The following is a 13,672-nucleotide window of genomic DNA, read 5'->3' as shown; positions in this document are numbered from 1 at the left end:
TATATGCCCATCACAAAGGAAATGATAATCGGCAAGGTGATGGAGGAGTACCCTGATACGATAGAGGTGTTCAGGAGGTACTTCAAGGGGTGCGATGACTGCCCCGGCGCCGACTATGAGGATATAGACTTCGGCTCACAGATGCACAGCGTTGACATGGACGCCCTTCTAAGGGACCTGAACGAGATAGCCGGCAAGAAGAAGGTGAGATGATGAGCAAGGTAAACAAGTACATGGTCGTAAACGACTGCATAAAGCTCTTCCCCAAGACTATCGGGATATTCACGCAGTTCCGCATAGACTCATGCTGCGGCGGGGCTGTCTCGATAGAGGCGGCAGCGAGAAGGGACGGAGCGCCCCTTGAAGAGCTCATGACGGCGCTTAACGAGGCGGCTTCCAGGTAAGAAGACCGCCTCGCGATTGTTTTGCTGATCTTACTTCCCACCCTTTCCCTTGAATGGGGGGATGGGATTCCAATGGGCGGATAAGAAGCGCCGATATCCTGCCCCATAGAGGACAAAGAGCCGATAAAAGCCGCAAGCAGCGCGGAATCAACCCGAAAACGGACCAAGGACCGGAGGTAATTAATTGTCAAATATAACCGAATCCCAGGTGCTCAAGGCATTGAGCGCCGTAATGGACCCAGAGCTTGGCAAGGACCTCGTCACCCTCAACATGATAAAGGACGTGAAGGTCGAGGGGACCAGGGTGAGCTTCAACCTGGTCCTCACCACGATGGCCTGCCCATTAAAGAAAGAGCTTGAGGCCAACTGCGTGAACGCGGTGAAGGCGATACCCGGTGTAACCGATGTATCCCTTACCACAGGGGCGCAGGTGCCGAAATCAAAGCAACTGCCCGATAAGGAGCAGATACCCGGCGTCAAGAACACTATAGCCGTAGCGAGCGGCAAGGGCGGCGTCGGCAAATCTACCGTAGCCGTGAACCTGGCCGTCTCATTGGCGCAATCGGGCGCGAAGGTCGGCCTTCTTGATACAGACCTCTACGGGCCGAGCCTGCCGCTTATGTTCGGCATCCATGAACCGCTTCAGGCAACGCCTGAAGAGCGGCTTGTGCCGCTTGAGAAGTATGGCGTTAAGCTCATCTCCGTAGGCTTCATGCTCGACGAGGAGACCCCGCTTATCTGGAGGGGGCCGCTTGTCATGCAGCTCGTTAAGCAGTTCCTCGTGGGGGTTGAGTGGGGCGATCTCGACTATCTGGTCATCGACCTCCCGCCCGGCACAGGAGACGTCCAGCTTACCCTTGTCCAGACCATACCCCTTACCGGCGCGGTCATCGTCACCACGCCGCAGGACGTTGCCCTAATAGACGCGAGGCGGGCGATAAAGATGTTCAAGGAGGTCAAGGTGCCTGTACTGGGGATAGTTGAGAACATGAGCTTCTTCGTCTGCCCGCATTGCAATGGGACGTCCGAGATATTCAGCCACGGCGGAGGAGAGAAGACGAGCGAACGGTACAATGTGCCGCTCCTCGGCAAGATCCCCCTCGACATGGCGATAAGGGAGGGCGGGGACACAGGCATGCCGATAGTCCACGCTGACCCGGCCTCCGTCCACTCAAAGGCCTTTGTCGAGATATCACAGCAGGTGGCGGCAAAGGTGAGCGTGCTGGATCTGGCGTAAGATTTACGGATAAAAACAAAAACCGGGAAGGCGAAAGCCGACCCGGTTTTTTATTGCCCCTCCCGTTGAGGGAGAGGGGTTGCGAGGAACGCTTTCGGCGACGAAGCAATCTCAAGGTTAAGGTGTGATTACTTCACTACGCTCAACCCAGCCTACGATACTATTTACACATCTTTTACTACACTCCTAGATAAGCTATTGCTATCTGTCCTACCTAATAGTTTTCTCGCCAAAACCTGAGAGGGCTTTTCAACAAATTTATAGGCTAAATGGCAGCACAGAAAGATAGCAGAAAAGGCAAGTATCAATGTGAGATGGATACCAATAATAGCATATAGCGATCCGATTAAGAAAACGCCGATTGTGCCATGGAATAAATAGATCGAATAGCTTCTGTCAGAGATGAACTTAAATATTGGACCAAGCCTGATCCTGGGCTCAAAGAATACGGCTAATACAAAAATCAAATAAGCAAGGCCATAGGAAGCGGCATACCCCGGCGTCTCATATTGAGGCGCAGGTGGCACAACGTGCAGGTCGACATGATATAAAAATAATATCCAGAAAAGGGCCGTCCAAAAAACCAGATGGAGTCTTGATATCAGCCCTGCCTGCCTTAGGTATATTAAGGTACCCAGAAACATAAAACAGATGAACATAAAACAATTGACCAATTCTCCTTGAAAATTAAAAAGCACTTTGCTTCCTAGCAACAGTACAGACGAGGTGAAAGTTACAAGAATAGCAAAAGGAGGTCTTTTGAAAAGGACACCCAATATTAGAGAGATCCAGACATAGAATAAGATCTCGATCGCGAGCGTCCATGCGACACTGTTTATATTCTTGATCTGAAAGAAATAATTAGTCAAGGATGCACTCAGAATGATGTTTTTGGGAATAAAATGCTCAGACGACATAAAGCCATAGGTTTTGACCTTTAAAAATGCCAACAATATAAAGGCGGCGGCTATGAATAGAATCGAAAAAAGGAATGGCGGATATATCCTGAAAAATCTCTTCAGGGCAAACTCTTTGAAGGTTTCATGCTGTGCTACATAGGGGATAATGTAGCCGCTCACCAAAAAGAAGATCGCCACGCCAAGAGCGCCACCATGCTGAACAATATTTAAAGGCTCAAAGAAGTATTCGGTTAAGAGCTGCTTGGGCCATAAGATGACATATTGATTTTGGCCTACAAGATGGGCGTACATGACAAACAGAACTGCAATAGCCCGCAATAAGGCAATGCCATTAAGAAACTTTGGGCCTGAATAGTTTAAGGACACAGGACTCTCACTGCTTGAACATGGTCGCAAGCGCAATGTAATAGGTTTTTTTCCTTACATGTCGCAGTAGGGTAGGGTGGCTGCGCCACCATTTTTTGATTTGGCGCCTTGCTTTTGTTGGGCGGAGCCCCCTACTAAAAAGCCGGGGCGCTTTCGCGCCCCGGCTTTCATCATCCCTTACTTCCTCAGCTTCGCTATCACCAGCTTGCAGTCCTTCTGGGCCGTTTTCATCAGGGCCTCGGTCTTCTTGTGGACCTTCACGGCGAGCTTCTCAAAGCCGCCCTTTTCCCATAGCTGGGCATGCTCGACGGCCTTGAGCTTCTTCTTGGCCTTTTTCTCTATCTTCGTTATCTCGTTGGAGAACTTCTTCCCGATGGCGTTCATCTCCTTGTCGAGCTTGCCCCTGAGCTTCGACAGCTTGTGGTAGAGCTCCGAGACGACGCTCGATTCCTTCAAGATCTTTTCGACAGGGTTTTTCATACATCCTCCCACTTTCGATTTTGATTCAAACTTAACCCGTATGAATGGAGATTTCAACCCAAAAGAGGAATGATGGGAAGATGGAGCGAAGCGACCTAAGGGGCGAGTTCACGGAGTGAGAGAGGTAGAAAGAAGTGAGCCTTAGCCTCGATGCCTCACGGCAGTGCGGAAAAAGTCCTTACCAATAACGGCAAGACCAGCTTCACCCGCTCCTGAGCGAACCTATGAGCTCTTCCAGCTTCATATTTTTCCTGACGAGATATTCTTCTATCCCGTCAACCACCTTGACAGAGGCGTCCGGTTCTATGAAGTTCGCGGTGCCCACCTGCACGGCGGTTGCGCCGGCTATTATGAACTCAAGCGCGTCTTTGGCCGTTACGATGCCGCCCATGCCTATTATGGGCACCTTCGCCACCTGCGCCGCCTGCCATACCATTCGCACGGCTATCGGCCTTATGGCCGGGCCTGAGAGGCCGCCTGTGGCCGTGGCGAGGACAGGCCTTCTCCGCTCTACGTCTATGGCCATGCCGGTTATGGTGTTGATGAGAGAAATCGCGTCAGAGCCGCCGTCCTCAGCCGCCTTTACCATCACCTTTATGTCGGTTACGTTGGGCGATAGCTTTGTGATGACCGGAAGACGGGTTGCCTTCCTCACGGCAGAGACCACCTTGAACGCCTCGTTCGGGTCTGTGCCGAAGACGATGCCGCCTTTTTTTACATTCGGGCATGAGATGTTTATCTCAAGGGCCGCTACACCTTTCGCGGCGTCGAGCCTCCGCGCTACCTCGACATAGTCCTCGACGGTCTCTCCGAAGATATTGGCGATGACGTGCGTGTCTACTCCCTTAAGTAGCGGGAGCTTCCGCTCGATAAAGTCGTCAACGCCCACGTTCTGAAGGCCTATGGCGTTGAGCATGCCGCTGGGCGTTTCGACTATCCTCGGCCCGGGATTGCCCTGCCTGGGATAAAGAGAGAGGCCCTTCACGACGATCGCGCCGAGCTTATTCAAATCCATATACGGCGCGAACTCGCTCCCATAGCCGAAGGTTCCGGAAGCTGTCATGACCGGGTTTTTGAAGCTGAGCCCCGCTATCCTTACCTCAAGCGGGTTTTCTCTTTTCAGAGCACGTCCCAATCTATCTCCTCGCTATCGAATACAGGGCCGTCAGAGCAGACCATCTTGTAGAACCTGTTCTCCTTCTCCTCGTGGCGCGCCCTGGTCCTCACGGCGCAGCCCAGGCATACGCCTATGCCGCAGGCCATCGACCGCTCGAGCGAGACCAGGCATTTCGCCCCGGCCTTATTGGTTATCATGGCCGCTGCCTTGAGCATGCCGACAGGGCCGCAGGCGTATACAGTTGTCTCAGGGGTAATCCCAGAGGCAAGCAGCTCCGTAACAAAGCCCTTTGTACCGGCGCTGCCGTCCTCAGTGGCGGTCTTTATCTTGAGCCCCATGGCGCGGAAGTCCTTCAGTAGGAAAGTCTCTTTTTTCGTGCGCGCCCCGAAAAGAAGCGTAGCGCCCCTGGCTTTTTTCGCCAGCATATAAAGCGGCACTATGCCCATGCCGCCGGCAAGCATCACTATCTTACGGTCTTCAGGCGGGTCGGCAAAACCGTTGCCGAGCGGGCCAAGCACGCCGAGCGTCTCACCAGGCCTCTTGAGCGACAGTATCCCCGTGCCCCTGCCAACGACCCTGTAAAGAAGCTCTACACCTGCGCCCTTGCCTTTCGCGCCAAGCGGCCTGTATATGCCGAGCGGCCTTCTCAGGAGCGGGTCCAATCCGTTAGAGACCTTGAGCATGACAAAATGCCCTGCCCTCACTTCGGCCATCCCGCAGGAGAGGCCAAGCCTGAAGTACCCTTCAGCAAGGCGGTCGTTATAGAGTATCTTTGCCTTTAGTTCCAAAATCTTCCCTGCCTCAGTTCCAAAATAAGAGAGATTCTTCGTCGCCTGCTAAAGATCGAGGACCATCACTATCGCATCCTCGTCCCCATAGTAGTTCCTTCTTATGAAGGCCTCCCTGAAGCCGAACTTCTTATAGAGGCTCTTCGCGTACTCGTTAGAAACCCTGACCTCGAGGAAGACCTCGTAGACCATCCTGCGCTTCATTATCTGGAGGACGAAGCCAAGTAAGCGGGAAGCCACCCCCCTGCCCCTCCACCTCGGGTCAACGGCGATATTGAGGATATGGGCCTCGCCGTGGACTATCCAGAAGACTATGTAGGCCGCCAGCTCATCATCGTCGGGGCGCACCTTCAGGGTGTACGCCGAGGAGACCGGGTTTTTCAGCTCGCCTTCGAACATTGCCCTGGTCCAGGGCTTGGGGAAAGAGACCCTCTCGATCCTCATGACCTCCTCGAGGTCTTCGGCGGTCAGGGGCTCGATAAGATGGCCGGATAGGATATTGTCCCTGGGCAAATGGCTCCGCGGCTTACTTCTCGTTTGTGGCGAAGAGTATGTGCCAAAAGTCCAGCTTCTTGAGCATGTACTTCTGCCGGACGTTGAGGCCGGAACGGTTTATGAACTCGTTTAGGCACAGGTCCGACCTCCACCCTATCTTCTTGCACACCGGGTTTATGAGCTTCTCGACTATCTCAACGACCTTGTTGCTCGACTTGAAGTGGTTGACGATGACGACCTGGCCGCCCTTCTTGCACACGCGCCTCACCTCGGACATGAGCCTGTACGGGTCTGGCACGACGCTTACGACATGGGATATGAAGACCTTGTCGAAGGTGTCGTCCCTGAAGCCTATGCTCATGGCGTCCATGCTGAGCACATGTATGTGGCCGAGGCCGTGCTTGCCTATCTTGTCCTTCGCCTTCCTGAGCATGGCCGTAGAGAGGTCTATGCCGACCACGGTGCAGTTACCGGGGAACTCCTGAAGGGAAAGGCCCGTGCCCACGCCGACGTCAAGGACCCTCTCCCCGGGCTTGATGTCCATGTAGGTTATGGCGTGCTTTATCCTCGGATAAAAGAACCTCTTGAAAAGGGCGTCGTATATGTTCGAGTAACCGGCGTATATCTTTTTTATGCTCTCAAGCTCCACAGTCACTCCGTTGGTTTTATAACCGCTTGGTGAAAAAAATTATATCGTCTCCCGGCTTGTAGAATTCCCTTATCCTGGCCTCTTCGCGGAAGCCGCTCTTAAGATACAGCCTTCTTGCCGCGTCATAGGCCGGCAAGCCGGATGTCTCGGCCACAAGCATCCTCGCGCCCTCGTCCCTTAAAAGCCCCTCGACGTGTTCAAGGAGCATGGTCGCGACACCCTCTCGCCTGCGCTCCTGGCCGACGAGTATCCAGTACAGGTCATAGACAGCGTCCGTGAGCGGCCTCTTCCCATAGCACGCGTAACCGGCAGGGCATCCGTCGGAAGCGGCCGCCGTGATGAAGAAGTAATCGGTCTGAAGCGGGTCTTTCAGATATATGTCGATGAGCTCTACCGCGCAGTCCCTCTCATCTGACGTGAGGTTCCCGGCGCCCTCGACGCACGAAACAAGCGCCGCCCTGTCCGCGGGAACCGTCTTTCTCATCGTTAACCCGCTCTGGCTGGCGCTCTCTCTCATCTCGCTAAGCAGGCCCTGGCCTCCTGCGGTTCATTCCTCTCGACCGCCGCTTCGACTATCGCGGCTATAAGGTCGGCGTACTCAAGCCCGGCGGCTTTGGCTGCCCTCGCGAACCCGGCATCTGACGATATGTCCGGGTTGGGGTTTACCTCGATCACCCTGACCTTATTGTCCATGCCGAGCCTCATGTCCACCCTGGCGTAATCCCTGCAGCCCATGGTCCTGTAGGCCAGCAGCGCTATCGACTGAAGCTCGGCCTTGAGACTGTCGGGTATCTGCGCGGGACAGCTCGGGACCGTCTTCATATAAAAGGGGCTCTCCTCCACCCATTTGGCCTCGTAGCAGCATATCTTCGGCCTGCCCTCAGGGAAATCGACGAAGAGTATCTCCGAAGGCGGCAGCGCCCGCGCGCCTCTTCCATTGCCCATTACCGCGATATTGAACTCCCTGCCGTCGATATATTCTTCCACGATGGCCGGCTGGCAGAACTTCGAGACGACATGCCCGACCCTCTCACGCAACTCCGCAAGGTTCCCAACGACCGCTTTCGAATCTATCCCGACGCTTGCGTCCTCGCAAAGCGGCTTGACGATAAGCGGGAACTCAAGGCCGGCAATCTCCTCCGGCGGCTCATTCATGACGGCGTAAGCCGGCGTAGGCACGCCCCTTCTGGAGAGTATATCCTTTGTAAGGCCCTTATTGAGAGAGAGCCCCAGCGTAAGCGGGCCGTTGCCCGTAAAGCGCGCGCCGTAGAGCTCAAGGAGGGCCGCCACGTTCATCTCGAATGAGCTCTTGGAGAAGGCCCCTTCGCAGAGGTTAAAGATGACCGCCTCTGTGTCTTTTATCTCTGCCGTGAACCTATCGAGATCTTCACTGCCCTTAAGCGGCACACTCGATACGGGATATCCTTTTGATCTTAAGGCGCCATCTACGTCGGCTACGGTAGAGTTGATGTCTTCGAGGTCTATCGCCTTGCCGCCCATGGCGTATGTGTCATGTCCGTCGTCGTTGAAGATTATCTTCACCTTCGACGGCCTCACAGGCCGAACCTTCCGCGCGCGGCATCAAGCACGCCGTTTACGAGGGAGCTGAACGACATCCCGGCTGCCCTCGCGGCCTTGGGAAAGCATGAATTGCACTTCGGGTCCATGAGGATGCCGGGCAGGGGATTGAGCTCTATGACGTGCGGCACGCCAGATGAATCGAGCCTTACGTCTATCCTGCACCAGTCCTTGACGTCAAGCGACTTGAAGGCGTCCCTTGAAACCGCCTCGATGGCGCTCTTGAGCCTGTCAGGTATCTGCGCCGGGCACGTGAATATGTCGAGCGGGGCATCCGGTGTGTCGAGCACCCATTTGGCCTCGTACGAATATATATGGTTTACGCCCGCCGGGAGGGCAGAGTAGTTTATCTCGACTATCGGGAGGACCTTGAGCCCCTCACCGTTACCCATGAGCGCGACGGTAAACTCGCGCCCGCTCAGGTACTCCTCCACAAGGGCGGGCTGGGAGTACTCTTCGAGCACCGAGGCGACCTTCTTCTTTAATTCAGAGGGGGTATGTACGATGGAATCGTTCTTTATGCCCTTGCTCGAACCTTCGAATAGCGGCTTCACTATCATCGGGAAGGTCAGGAACTTCTCTATTTCAAGAGAGGGCGCGGCGGCTACGACGAACCTTGCCGTGGGTATCCCGTAATAGGCAAGGACCTCTTTCGCGCGGGCCTTGTTGAGGCAAAGCCCCAATGTCAGCGGGTTTGAGCCGGTGTACGGGATGCGGAGCATCTCGAGGACGGCCGGTATCTGCGCCTCCCTGCTCTCTCCCCAGAGCCCTTCGGCCATGTTGAAGACGATATCGGGCTTAAGGCGCCGGAGCTTCTCGAAGGCATCCTCGTCGGCTTCTACCATGGCGACCTCTTCATGACGCTCCGCGAGGGCGTCACGGACGGCCTGAATGGTCTCAGGCTCGTCGCACTCCGCGTAGAAGTCCGAGGGGAGGCTTTTGGCCTCCACGAGGTCCTTTTTCAGATTGTAGGTAAGGGCGACTCTCATAGCACCGTTTAAGGCTTTAGGCCTCGGGTGAGCTTCGCGGCTCAGGGGACGAGGACTGCCGCGGCTACGACCGTGGTGAACTTGCCGTCGCTTTTGACTATGGCGGACTGGGTTATATTAGTCGTCTTTACTATCTTGTCGCTTATCCTGTATATCTCTTTCTTCTCGTCCCAGCCGAGGTTCTCATCGAGCTCGATGCCGAGGGTCGAGGCCAGCATGGCGGCCGCGAGGTCCTCCGCGTAGTCTCCGGCGATGTTATCGGACTGGCCGTAGGAATGGTGCTCGCTCAAGTACCCGTAGAGTTTCCTGTCGGTCGGGATGGCGCATCCCACTGAGGCGGCCAGAAGCCTCCTGGGCTCGTTGCTCGCAAGCCTGCTCATGACGCAGAATACTATCTGTCCGGGGGAGAGCTTTTTAAGCCCGACCGTCTTGGGCACGATCTTGGCGGCGGGCGGGAATATGCTGGAGACCTGCACAAGGTTGAACTTCTCTATGCCCGCATCCCTCAACGCGAGCTCGAAAGAGGTGAGCTCTTCCTTGTGTATGCCTACGCCCTTTGTAAAAAAGACCCTTTTTGGTACGAACATTTTTATACCCCCGGATTACATGTTATATATTGCCAAGCCGGAGTTGACCGGCGTAGGACTCTTGCCCGGCGGCCTTCAATAGAACTCGGCCTTTTCCTTGAACTTCCTGTAACTCTCAAGCACCCTGTGGGCGTACTCGGCCTCCGGCTCATTGCCTTCCTTCATCATGGTATCCATCCTGCCGGGGCCGAAGTTATAGGCTGAAAGGGTAGTATCAAGGTCCTTGTACCTGCTTTTAAGCCTTGAGAGGTAGTGGACCCCCATCCTGACATTTGTATACGGGTCCAGAAGCGTCTCCTCGCCCTTCCAGGCGACGTTAAGCTCGCCAGCCAGCTCCTCGCCCGTGGTGGGGAGTATCTGCATGAGCCCCACCGCGCCGCGGAACGACCTTGTCCAGTTATAGAAGGTCGACTCGTTCTCTATGAGGGCGAGCACGAACAAAGGGTCTATCTTGTGGGCAACGCTCTCCATGAGGATGACCTCGGCGAGCTTAAGCTCCTCAAGGGAGCCGAGCCCGGTCCTGTTCTCGCGGAGCACGTCCAGCACATAATGCCTGGCGGCCTTCGCCGACTGGCTCTTCTCCGGCAGCCAGTCAGAGAAAAACCTTCCATTCGAAAAAGCTGGCGACAGGAAGGCCTCAAAGAAGAAGGCCATGGCAAGAACGGCAAGCCCTTTTTTCAAAATCATTTTATGAGATTTTCCGTGAGACATCAAGAAGATAACTCCTAAAAACAAGCAACGTAAAAATATATTTTGTTTTGGCTTTCATGTCAAGGTTTTTACAAACCCGTGCATGACGTCCTTTATCCTGAGCCTCAGGCTTGACGCGCCCTGCCACTCGTCGATATAGGGGGAAAAGGCTATGCCGTAGCCCTTGCCCTGCACCGGATGGAGCCCCGCAAGCCCGAAGCCAATACCCCGCCCGGAGCGCCCGTTATGCTTGACCGTGAACCTCAAGTGCCTTGAGCCGACGACCTCGGTGGCGACTATGTGCGCGTCAGAGAGGCAAAGGACCGGCTCGCGGTTCGATTGGCCGAACGGGGCGAGGCTTTCTATCTCGGATATGAGCCTCCGGTCGACCTCGTCGAGGGAGACTACGGCGTCGAGGGTGACCTCTGGCACGAGGTCCTCGTCTCTGAGGGTCCTGTCCGCGTATCTGACGAACTCGTCCCTGAACGCCTCCACCTTTTCGCTTGTAACCGTAAGGCCGGCGGCGGCCTTGTGCCCCCCGAACCTCTCAAGAAAGGCCGAACATGACTCAAGCCCCTTCAAGATGTCGAAAGACCTTATGCCGCGGGCCGAGCCCTTTCCAACCCCGTTATCCATCGCGATGAGCACAGCGGGCTTCGAGAACCTGTCCACGAGGCGGGAGGCGACTATGCCCACGACACCGGGGTGCCAGCCCTCCGAAAAAAGGACTATGCCGTTGCCTGTGTGCCCCTCAAGCATTGAAAGGGCCTCACTTAGCGTTTCGGCCTCTATCCTCTGGCGCGAGGTGTTCTCACGGTCGAGCTCGGCCGCGAGTGAGGCCGCCTCTTGCGGGTCGCTGGTCGTAAGGAGCCTTAGGGCCGTACCGGCGCTCGCGACCCTTCCCGCCGCGTTTATGCGCGGCGCGATCTGAAAGGCTATGCCGGTGGAATCGAGCCTGCCCTTTATCCCGGCGACCTCAATAAGGGCCTTTAGCCCGGGTCTTTCCGCCCTCTCAAGCTCCTTTAAGCCGTAGTGCACGAATACGCGGTTCTCGTCCATCAGGGGCACGAGGTCTGCCACGGTGCCAACCGCCACCAGGTCAAGGTACCTTTTGAGGTTCGGAACACCCTCCTTGAACCAGCCCGCCTCTCTCAAGCGGGTCCGTAGCGCCACGACAAGGTTAAAGGCAACACCCACACCCGCGAGCCCCTTGAAGGGGAACGCGCAGCCCTCCTGCTTCGGGTTCAGCACCGCGTGGGCCGGGGGCGCCTCCTTCATCTCATGGTGGTCGGTTATGATAACGTCCATGCCTAACGAATTGGCGAACGCCACCTCCGCGACATTTGACGAGCCGCAGTCTACCGTTATGACGAGCGTACAGCCGGAGGCCGCGATCTTTTTCAAGGCCTCGGCGTTGAGGCCGTACCCCTCGGTGAGCCTCGCCGGTATATACGTCTGCACATCGACGCCGGATTCCTTGAAAAACAGGTACAGAAGGGCCGCTGACGTAGTCCCGTCAACATCATAGTCGCCGTAGACGGCTATCTTCTCCCCCCCGGCCATGGCCTTGACAACGCGCGCGACAGCCGCCTCCATGCCCTTCATGAGCATGGGGTCGTGCAGAGAGGATAAGTCCGGCTTAAGAAAGGAAAAGGCCTTGTCGACCTCGACAAGGCCCCTGTTTACCAGAAGCTGAGCCGTAACCGGCAATATGTTGAGCTGCCTGCTTAAGCCCTCCCGCAACCCCATATCGGCCGGGCTTACTTTCCAGCGTTTTTTGAGCATCAGATGATCTACGGCCCTCTTGAACATGCCCGCGAGCATTCCCGCAGTAGATTACGGGGTCAAGCGAGCGATGTGTAATATGTTTTTTCCCGCATGTCGAAGCCCCAGCTGGCTAGAGGGGAGCTTAAAAAGCGAAGGGATTGGCAGCGTTCATTTTACTTTCAACGGGGGAAAAGGTCAAGACAGAATGGCCTGGATCAAAGACATTACACAAGTCGGAAAAAGTATAAAAAGTGGAGCTTTTCATAAACAATAGCGGACAGCAGAGATGATGTATATCCTGAAAGAGAAAGGCCCCGGCGGGTCTTTCCGACGGGGCCTTCTTTCCTGATTAACGCGCTGCCAGCCTTATTAGGCAGGGGGGAAGCCCTCGAACATCCTGTCGATGGTGACAGAATCCAACTGCTCCAGAAGAAGAGGCACTATCGTCGGGTTATCGACCTCCCTTCTCACCTCTTTCTTTATTACCGAGATGAACGGGTAGACGACCTCCGGGTCGAACTGCCTGTCGAAGTTCTCCTTTACCTCGCTCATCGCCTCTCTGAAAGAGAGACGGGGCCTGTACGGCCTGTCGGTCGTCATCGCGTCGAAGGCGTCCACGAGCGACATTATCCTGGCGCCTATGGGTATCTCGGATTTCTTGAGCCTGTCGGGATAACCTGAGCCGTCCACCTTCTCATGGTGGTTCCGTGTCATCATGGGTATACCCTTCCACGGGAACTTTATCTTGGAGAGTATCTCGTAGCCCACGACCGGATGCGAGTTGAGCTCCCTGCACTCATAGCTCGTAAGCGGACTCGCCTTGTTTATGATGGTCTTGTCGACGGCTATCTTGCCGATATCGTGAAGGAGTCCGCCTATCCTTATCCCTTCGACCTCGTCGTTAGACCAGCCCATCTCCCTTGCCAGCGCCGCGCTATAGGCCGAGACCCTGTGGGAATGGCCCCTGGTATAGGCGTCCTTGGCGTCGATGGCGGCGGCAAAGGCGTGTATGGTGTCGTAGTATATGCGCCTTAAATTGTCGTACAGGTTCTTGTTCTCCGTGTACTTGTGCATGAGCTTCATCAGAAGCGAATGGCTGTGGAGCGAAAATGAGATGTGCTGGGACATGACCGACAGGAGCTGGTAATCGTATACGGTAAATGGCTCGCCGGTGAATTTGCCGTTTATGGCGATAAGGCCCAGCAGCTCGTTTTTAACGATAAGGCATGCCAGCACCTTCGCGTCAAGCTTATCTAACGCCTCCCTTGCCGTACCCAGCAGGCCTGCCGGATGGGCCCCGGAGGCGAGGTCCAGGGGGTCCTTGTGCTTTACAAGCCCGGCTACTTCATCGTGCCCGAGCTTGATCGACACCCCGCCTATGTCGCCAAGGCCCTTGGAGGCTATGGGGGTGAAGAAATCCCTGTCCTGGTCGTACTGGAATATCGCGCCTTTTGTTGACGAAAACGAGCCCATCACCATGTAAAGGGCGCTCTTCACTACCCTGTTAAAATCCTTTGGCGAGGTTATCTCTTCACCAAGCTCCGCAAGCGTGCTCAGGTTGAAAAGGAGCTTTTCAAGGCTCAGTTCGGCTTCAGACATCAACTC

16 protein-coding genes are annotated in these 13,672 nt (G+C 55.4%); 3 read left to right on the top strand and 13 right to left on the bottom strand.

Going from position 1 to position 13,672, the window contains the following annotated elements; all coding sequences use genetic code 11:
* The first annotated feature begins 3 nt into the window (after nucleotides 1-3).
* The 3 genes from A2V21_308440 (at nucleotide 4) to A2V21_308430 (ending at nucleotide 1,641) form a co-directional block, all read left to right on the top strand.
* Entirely contained in the window at nucleotides 4-213 is a 210-nt protein-coding gene (locus A2V21_308440; protein OIJ74281.1) for a hypothetical protein, read from the top strand.
* On the top strand, nucleotides 213-404 hold the full coding sequence (locus A2V21_308435) for a hypothetical protein (GenBank protein OIJ74280.1): 192 nt from the start codon (nucleotides 213-215) through the stop codon (nucleotides 402-404). Before A2V21_308440 ends, A2V21_308435 begins: the two co-directional genes overlap by 1 nt.
* 232 nt (nucleotides 405-636) lie before the next feature.
* Nucleotides 637-1,641, top strand: a complete 1,005-nt coding sequence (locus A2V21_308430) for a hypothetical protein (GenBank protein OIJ75123.1) — start codon at nucleotides 637-639, stop codon at nucleotides 1,639-1,641.
* Nucleotides 1,642-1,805: 164 nt separating this feature from the next.
* Here the strand turns inward: A2V21_308430 and A2V21_308425 are convergent, their stop codons facing one another.
* The 13 genes from A2V21_308425 to A2V21_308365 all read right to left on the bottom strand — a co-directional run bounded on the left by A2V21_308425 (nucleotide 1,806) and on the right by A2V21_308365 (nucleotide 13,666).
* Nucleotides 1,806-2,927, bottom strand: coding sequence for a hypothetical protein (locus tag A2V21_308425; GenBank protein ID OIJ74279.1), 1,122 nt, complete (start codon nucleotides 2,925-2,927; stop codon nucleotides 1,806-1,808).
* A 177-nt stretch (nucleotides 2,928-3,104) separates the two neighbouring features.
* Complete coding sequence (locus tag A2V21_308420; GenBank protein ID OIJ74278.1) at nucleotides 3,105-3,407, bottom strand: hypothetical protein; 303 nt, start codon at nucleotides 3,405-3,407, stop codon at nucleotides 3,105-3,107.
* Between the two features lie 202 nt (nucleotides 3,408-3,609).
* On the bottom strand, nucleotides 3,610-4,470 hold the full coding sequence (locus A2V21_308415) for a dihydroorotate dehydrogenase B catalytic subunit (protein OIJ75122.1): 861 nt from the start codon (nucleotides 4,468-4,470) through the stop codon (nucleotides 3,610-3,612).
* Between the two features lie 56 nt (nucleotides 4,471-4,526).
* Complete coding sequence (locus A2V21_308410) at nucleotides 4,527-5,312, bottom strand: hypothetical protein (GenBank protein OIJ74277.1); 786 nt, start codon at nucleotides 5,310-5,312, stop codon at nucleotides 4,527-4,529.
* Nucleotides 5,313-5,360: 48 nt separating this feature from the next.
* Nucleotides 5,361-5,756 carry a ribosomal-protein-alanine N-acetyltransferase gene (locus A2V21_308405; protein OIJ75121.1) on the bottom strand — a complete coding sequence of 132 codons (396 nt, stop codon included), beginning with the start codon at nucleotides 5,754-5,756 and terminating at the stop codon, nucleotides 5,361-5,363.
* 82 nt (nucleotides 5,757-5,838) lie between these two features.
* Nucleotides 5,839-6,456, bottom strand: coding sequence for a hypothetical protein (locus A2V21_308400; GenBank protein OIJ74276.1), 618 nt, complete (start codon nucleotides 6,454-6,456; stop codon nucleotides 5,839-5,841).
* A 16-nt stretch (nucleotides 6,457-6,472) separates the two neighbouring features.
* Entirely contained in the window at nucleotides 6,473-6,841 is a 369-nt protein-coding gene (locus A2V21_308395; protein ID OIJ75120.1) for a hypothetical protein, read from the bottom strand.
* Between the two features lie 128 nt (nucleotides 6,842-6,969).
* Complete coding sequence (locus tag A2V21_308390) at nucleotides 6,970-8,013, bottom strand: hypothetical protein (protein ID OIJ74275.1); 1,044 nt, start codon at nucleotides 8,011-8,013, stop codon at nucleotides 6,970-6,972.
* On the bottom strand, nucleotides 8,010-9,023 hold the full coding sequence (locus tag A2V21_308385; GenBank protein ID OIJ74274.1) for a D-alanine--D-alanine ligase: 1,014 nt from the start codon (nucleotides 9,021-9,023) through the stop codon (nucleotides 8,010-8,012). The genes A2V21_308390 and A2V21_308385 overlap by 4 nt, the downstream gene beginning before the upstream one ends.
* A 41-nt stretch (nucleotides 9,024-9,064) precedes the next feature.
* A complete protein-coding gene (locus A2V21_308380) occupies nucleotides 9,065-9,610 on the bottom strand; it encodes an arginine decarboxylase, pyruvoyl-dependent (protein OIJ74273.1) in 546 nt (181 codons plus the stop codon).
* A gap of 75 nt (nucleotides 9,611-9,685) precedes the next feature.
* Nucleotides 9,686-10,264, bottom strand: coding sequence for a hypothetical protein (locus A2V21_308375; GenBank protein OIJ74272.1), 579 nt, complete (start codon nucleotides 10,262-10,264; stop codon nucleotides 9,686-9,688).
* Nucleotides 10,265-10,375: 111 nt separating this feature from the next.
* Nucleotides 10,376-12,085 carry a single-stranded-DNA-specific exonuclease RecJ gene (locus A2V21_308370; GenBank protein OIJ75119.1) on the bottom strand — a complete coding sequence of 570 codons (1,710 nt, stop codon included), beginning with the start codon at nucleotides 12,083-12,085 and terminating at the stop codon, nucleotides 10,376-10,378.
* A 351-nt stretch (nucleotides 12,086-12,436) separates the two neighbouring features.
* Nucleotides 12,437-13,666: a hypothetical protein gene (locus A2V21_308365; protein ID OIJ74271.1), complete on the bottom strand. Its 1,230-nt coding sequence runs from the start codon at nucleotides 13,664-13,666 to the stop codon at nucleotides 12,437-12,439.
* Nucleotides 13,667-13,672 lie beyond the last annotated feature (6 nt).

The organism is Deltaproteobacteria bacterium GWC2_55_46 (assembly GCA_001595385.3).
Classification (GTDB): domain Bacteria; phylum Desulfobacterota; class GWC2-55-46; order GWC2-55-46; family GWC2-55-46; genus UBA5799.
This window is presented reverse-complemented; position numbering and strand designations above follow the sequence as displayed.

Coding starts and splice junctions, on each gene's coding strand:
- A2V21_308440 (OIJ74281.1), top strand. CDS start 4: ATGCCCATCACAAAGGAAATGATAATCGGCAAGGTGATGGAGGAGTAC.
- A2V21_308435 (OIJ74280.1), top strand. CDS start 213: ATGAGCAAGGTAAACAAGTACATGGTCGTAAACGACTGCATAAAGCTC.
- A2V21_308430 (OIJ75123.1), top strand. CDS start 637: ATGGACCCAGAGCTTGGCAAGGACCTCGTCACCCTCAACATGATAAAG.
- A2V21_308420 (OIJ74278.1), bottom strand. CDS start 3,407: ATGAAAAACCCTGTCGAAAAGATCTTGAAGGAATCGAGCGTCGTCTCG.
- A2V21_308415 (OIJ75122.1), bottom strand. CDS start 4,470: ATGACAGCTTCCGGAACCTTCGGCTATGGGAGCGAGTTCGCGCCGTAT.
- A2V21_308405 (OIJ75121.1), bottom strand. CDS start 5,756: ATGAGGATCGAGAGGGTCTCTTTCCCCAAGCCCTGGACCAGGGCAATG.
- A2V21_308385 (OIJ74274.1), bottom strand. CDS start 9,023: ATGAGAGTCGCCCTTACCTACAATCTGAAAAAGGACCTCGTGGAGGCC.
- A2V21_308380 (OIJ74273.1), bottom strand. CDS start 9,610: ATGTTCGTACCAAAAAGGGTCTTTTTTACAAAGGGCGTAGGCATACAC.
- A2V21_308375 (OIJ74272.1), bottom strand. CDS start 10,264: ATGGCCTTCTTCTTTGAGGCCTTCCTGTCGCCAGCTTTTTCGAATGGA.
- A2V21_308370 (OIJ75119.1), bottom strand. CDS start 12,085: ATGCTCAAAAAACGCTGGAAAGTAAGCCCGGCCGATATGGGGTTGCGG.
- A2V21_308365 (OIJ74271.1), bottom strand. CDS start 13,666: ATGTCTGAAGCCGAACTGAGCCTTGAAAAGCTCCTTTTCAACCTGAGC.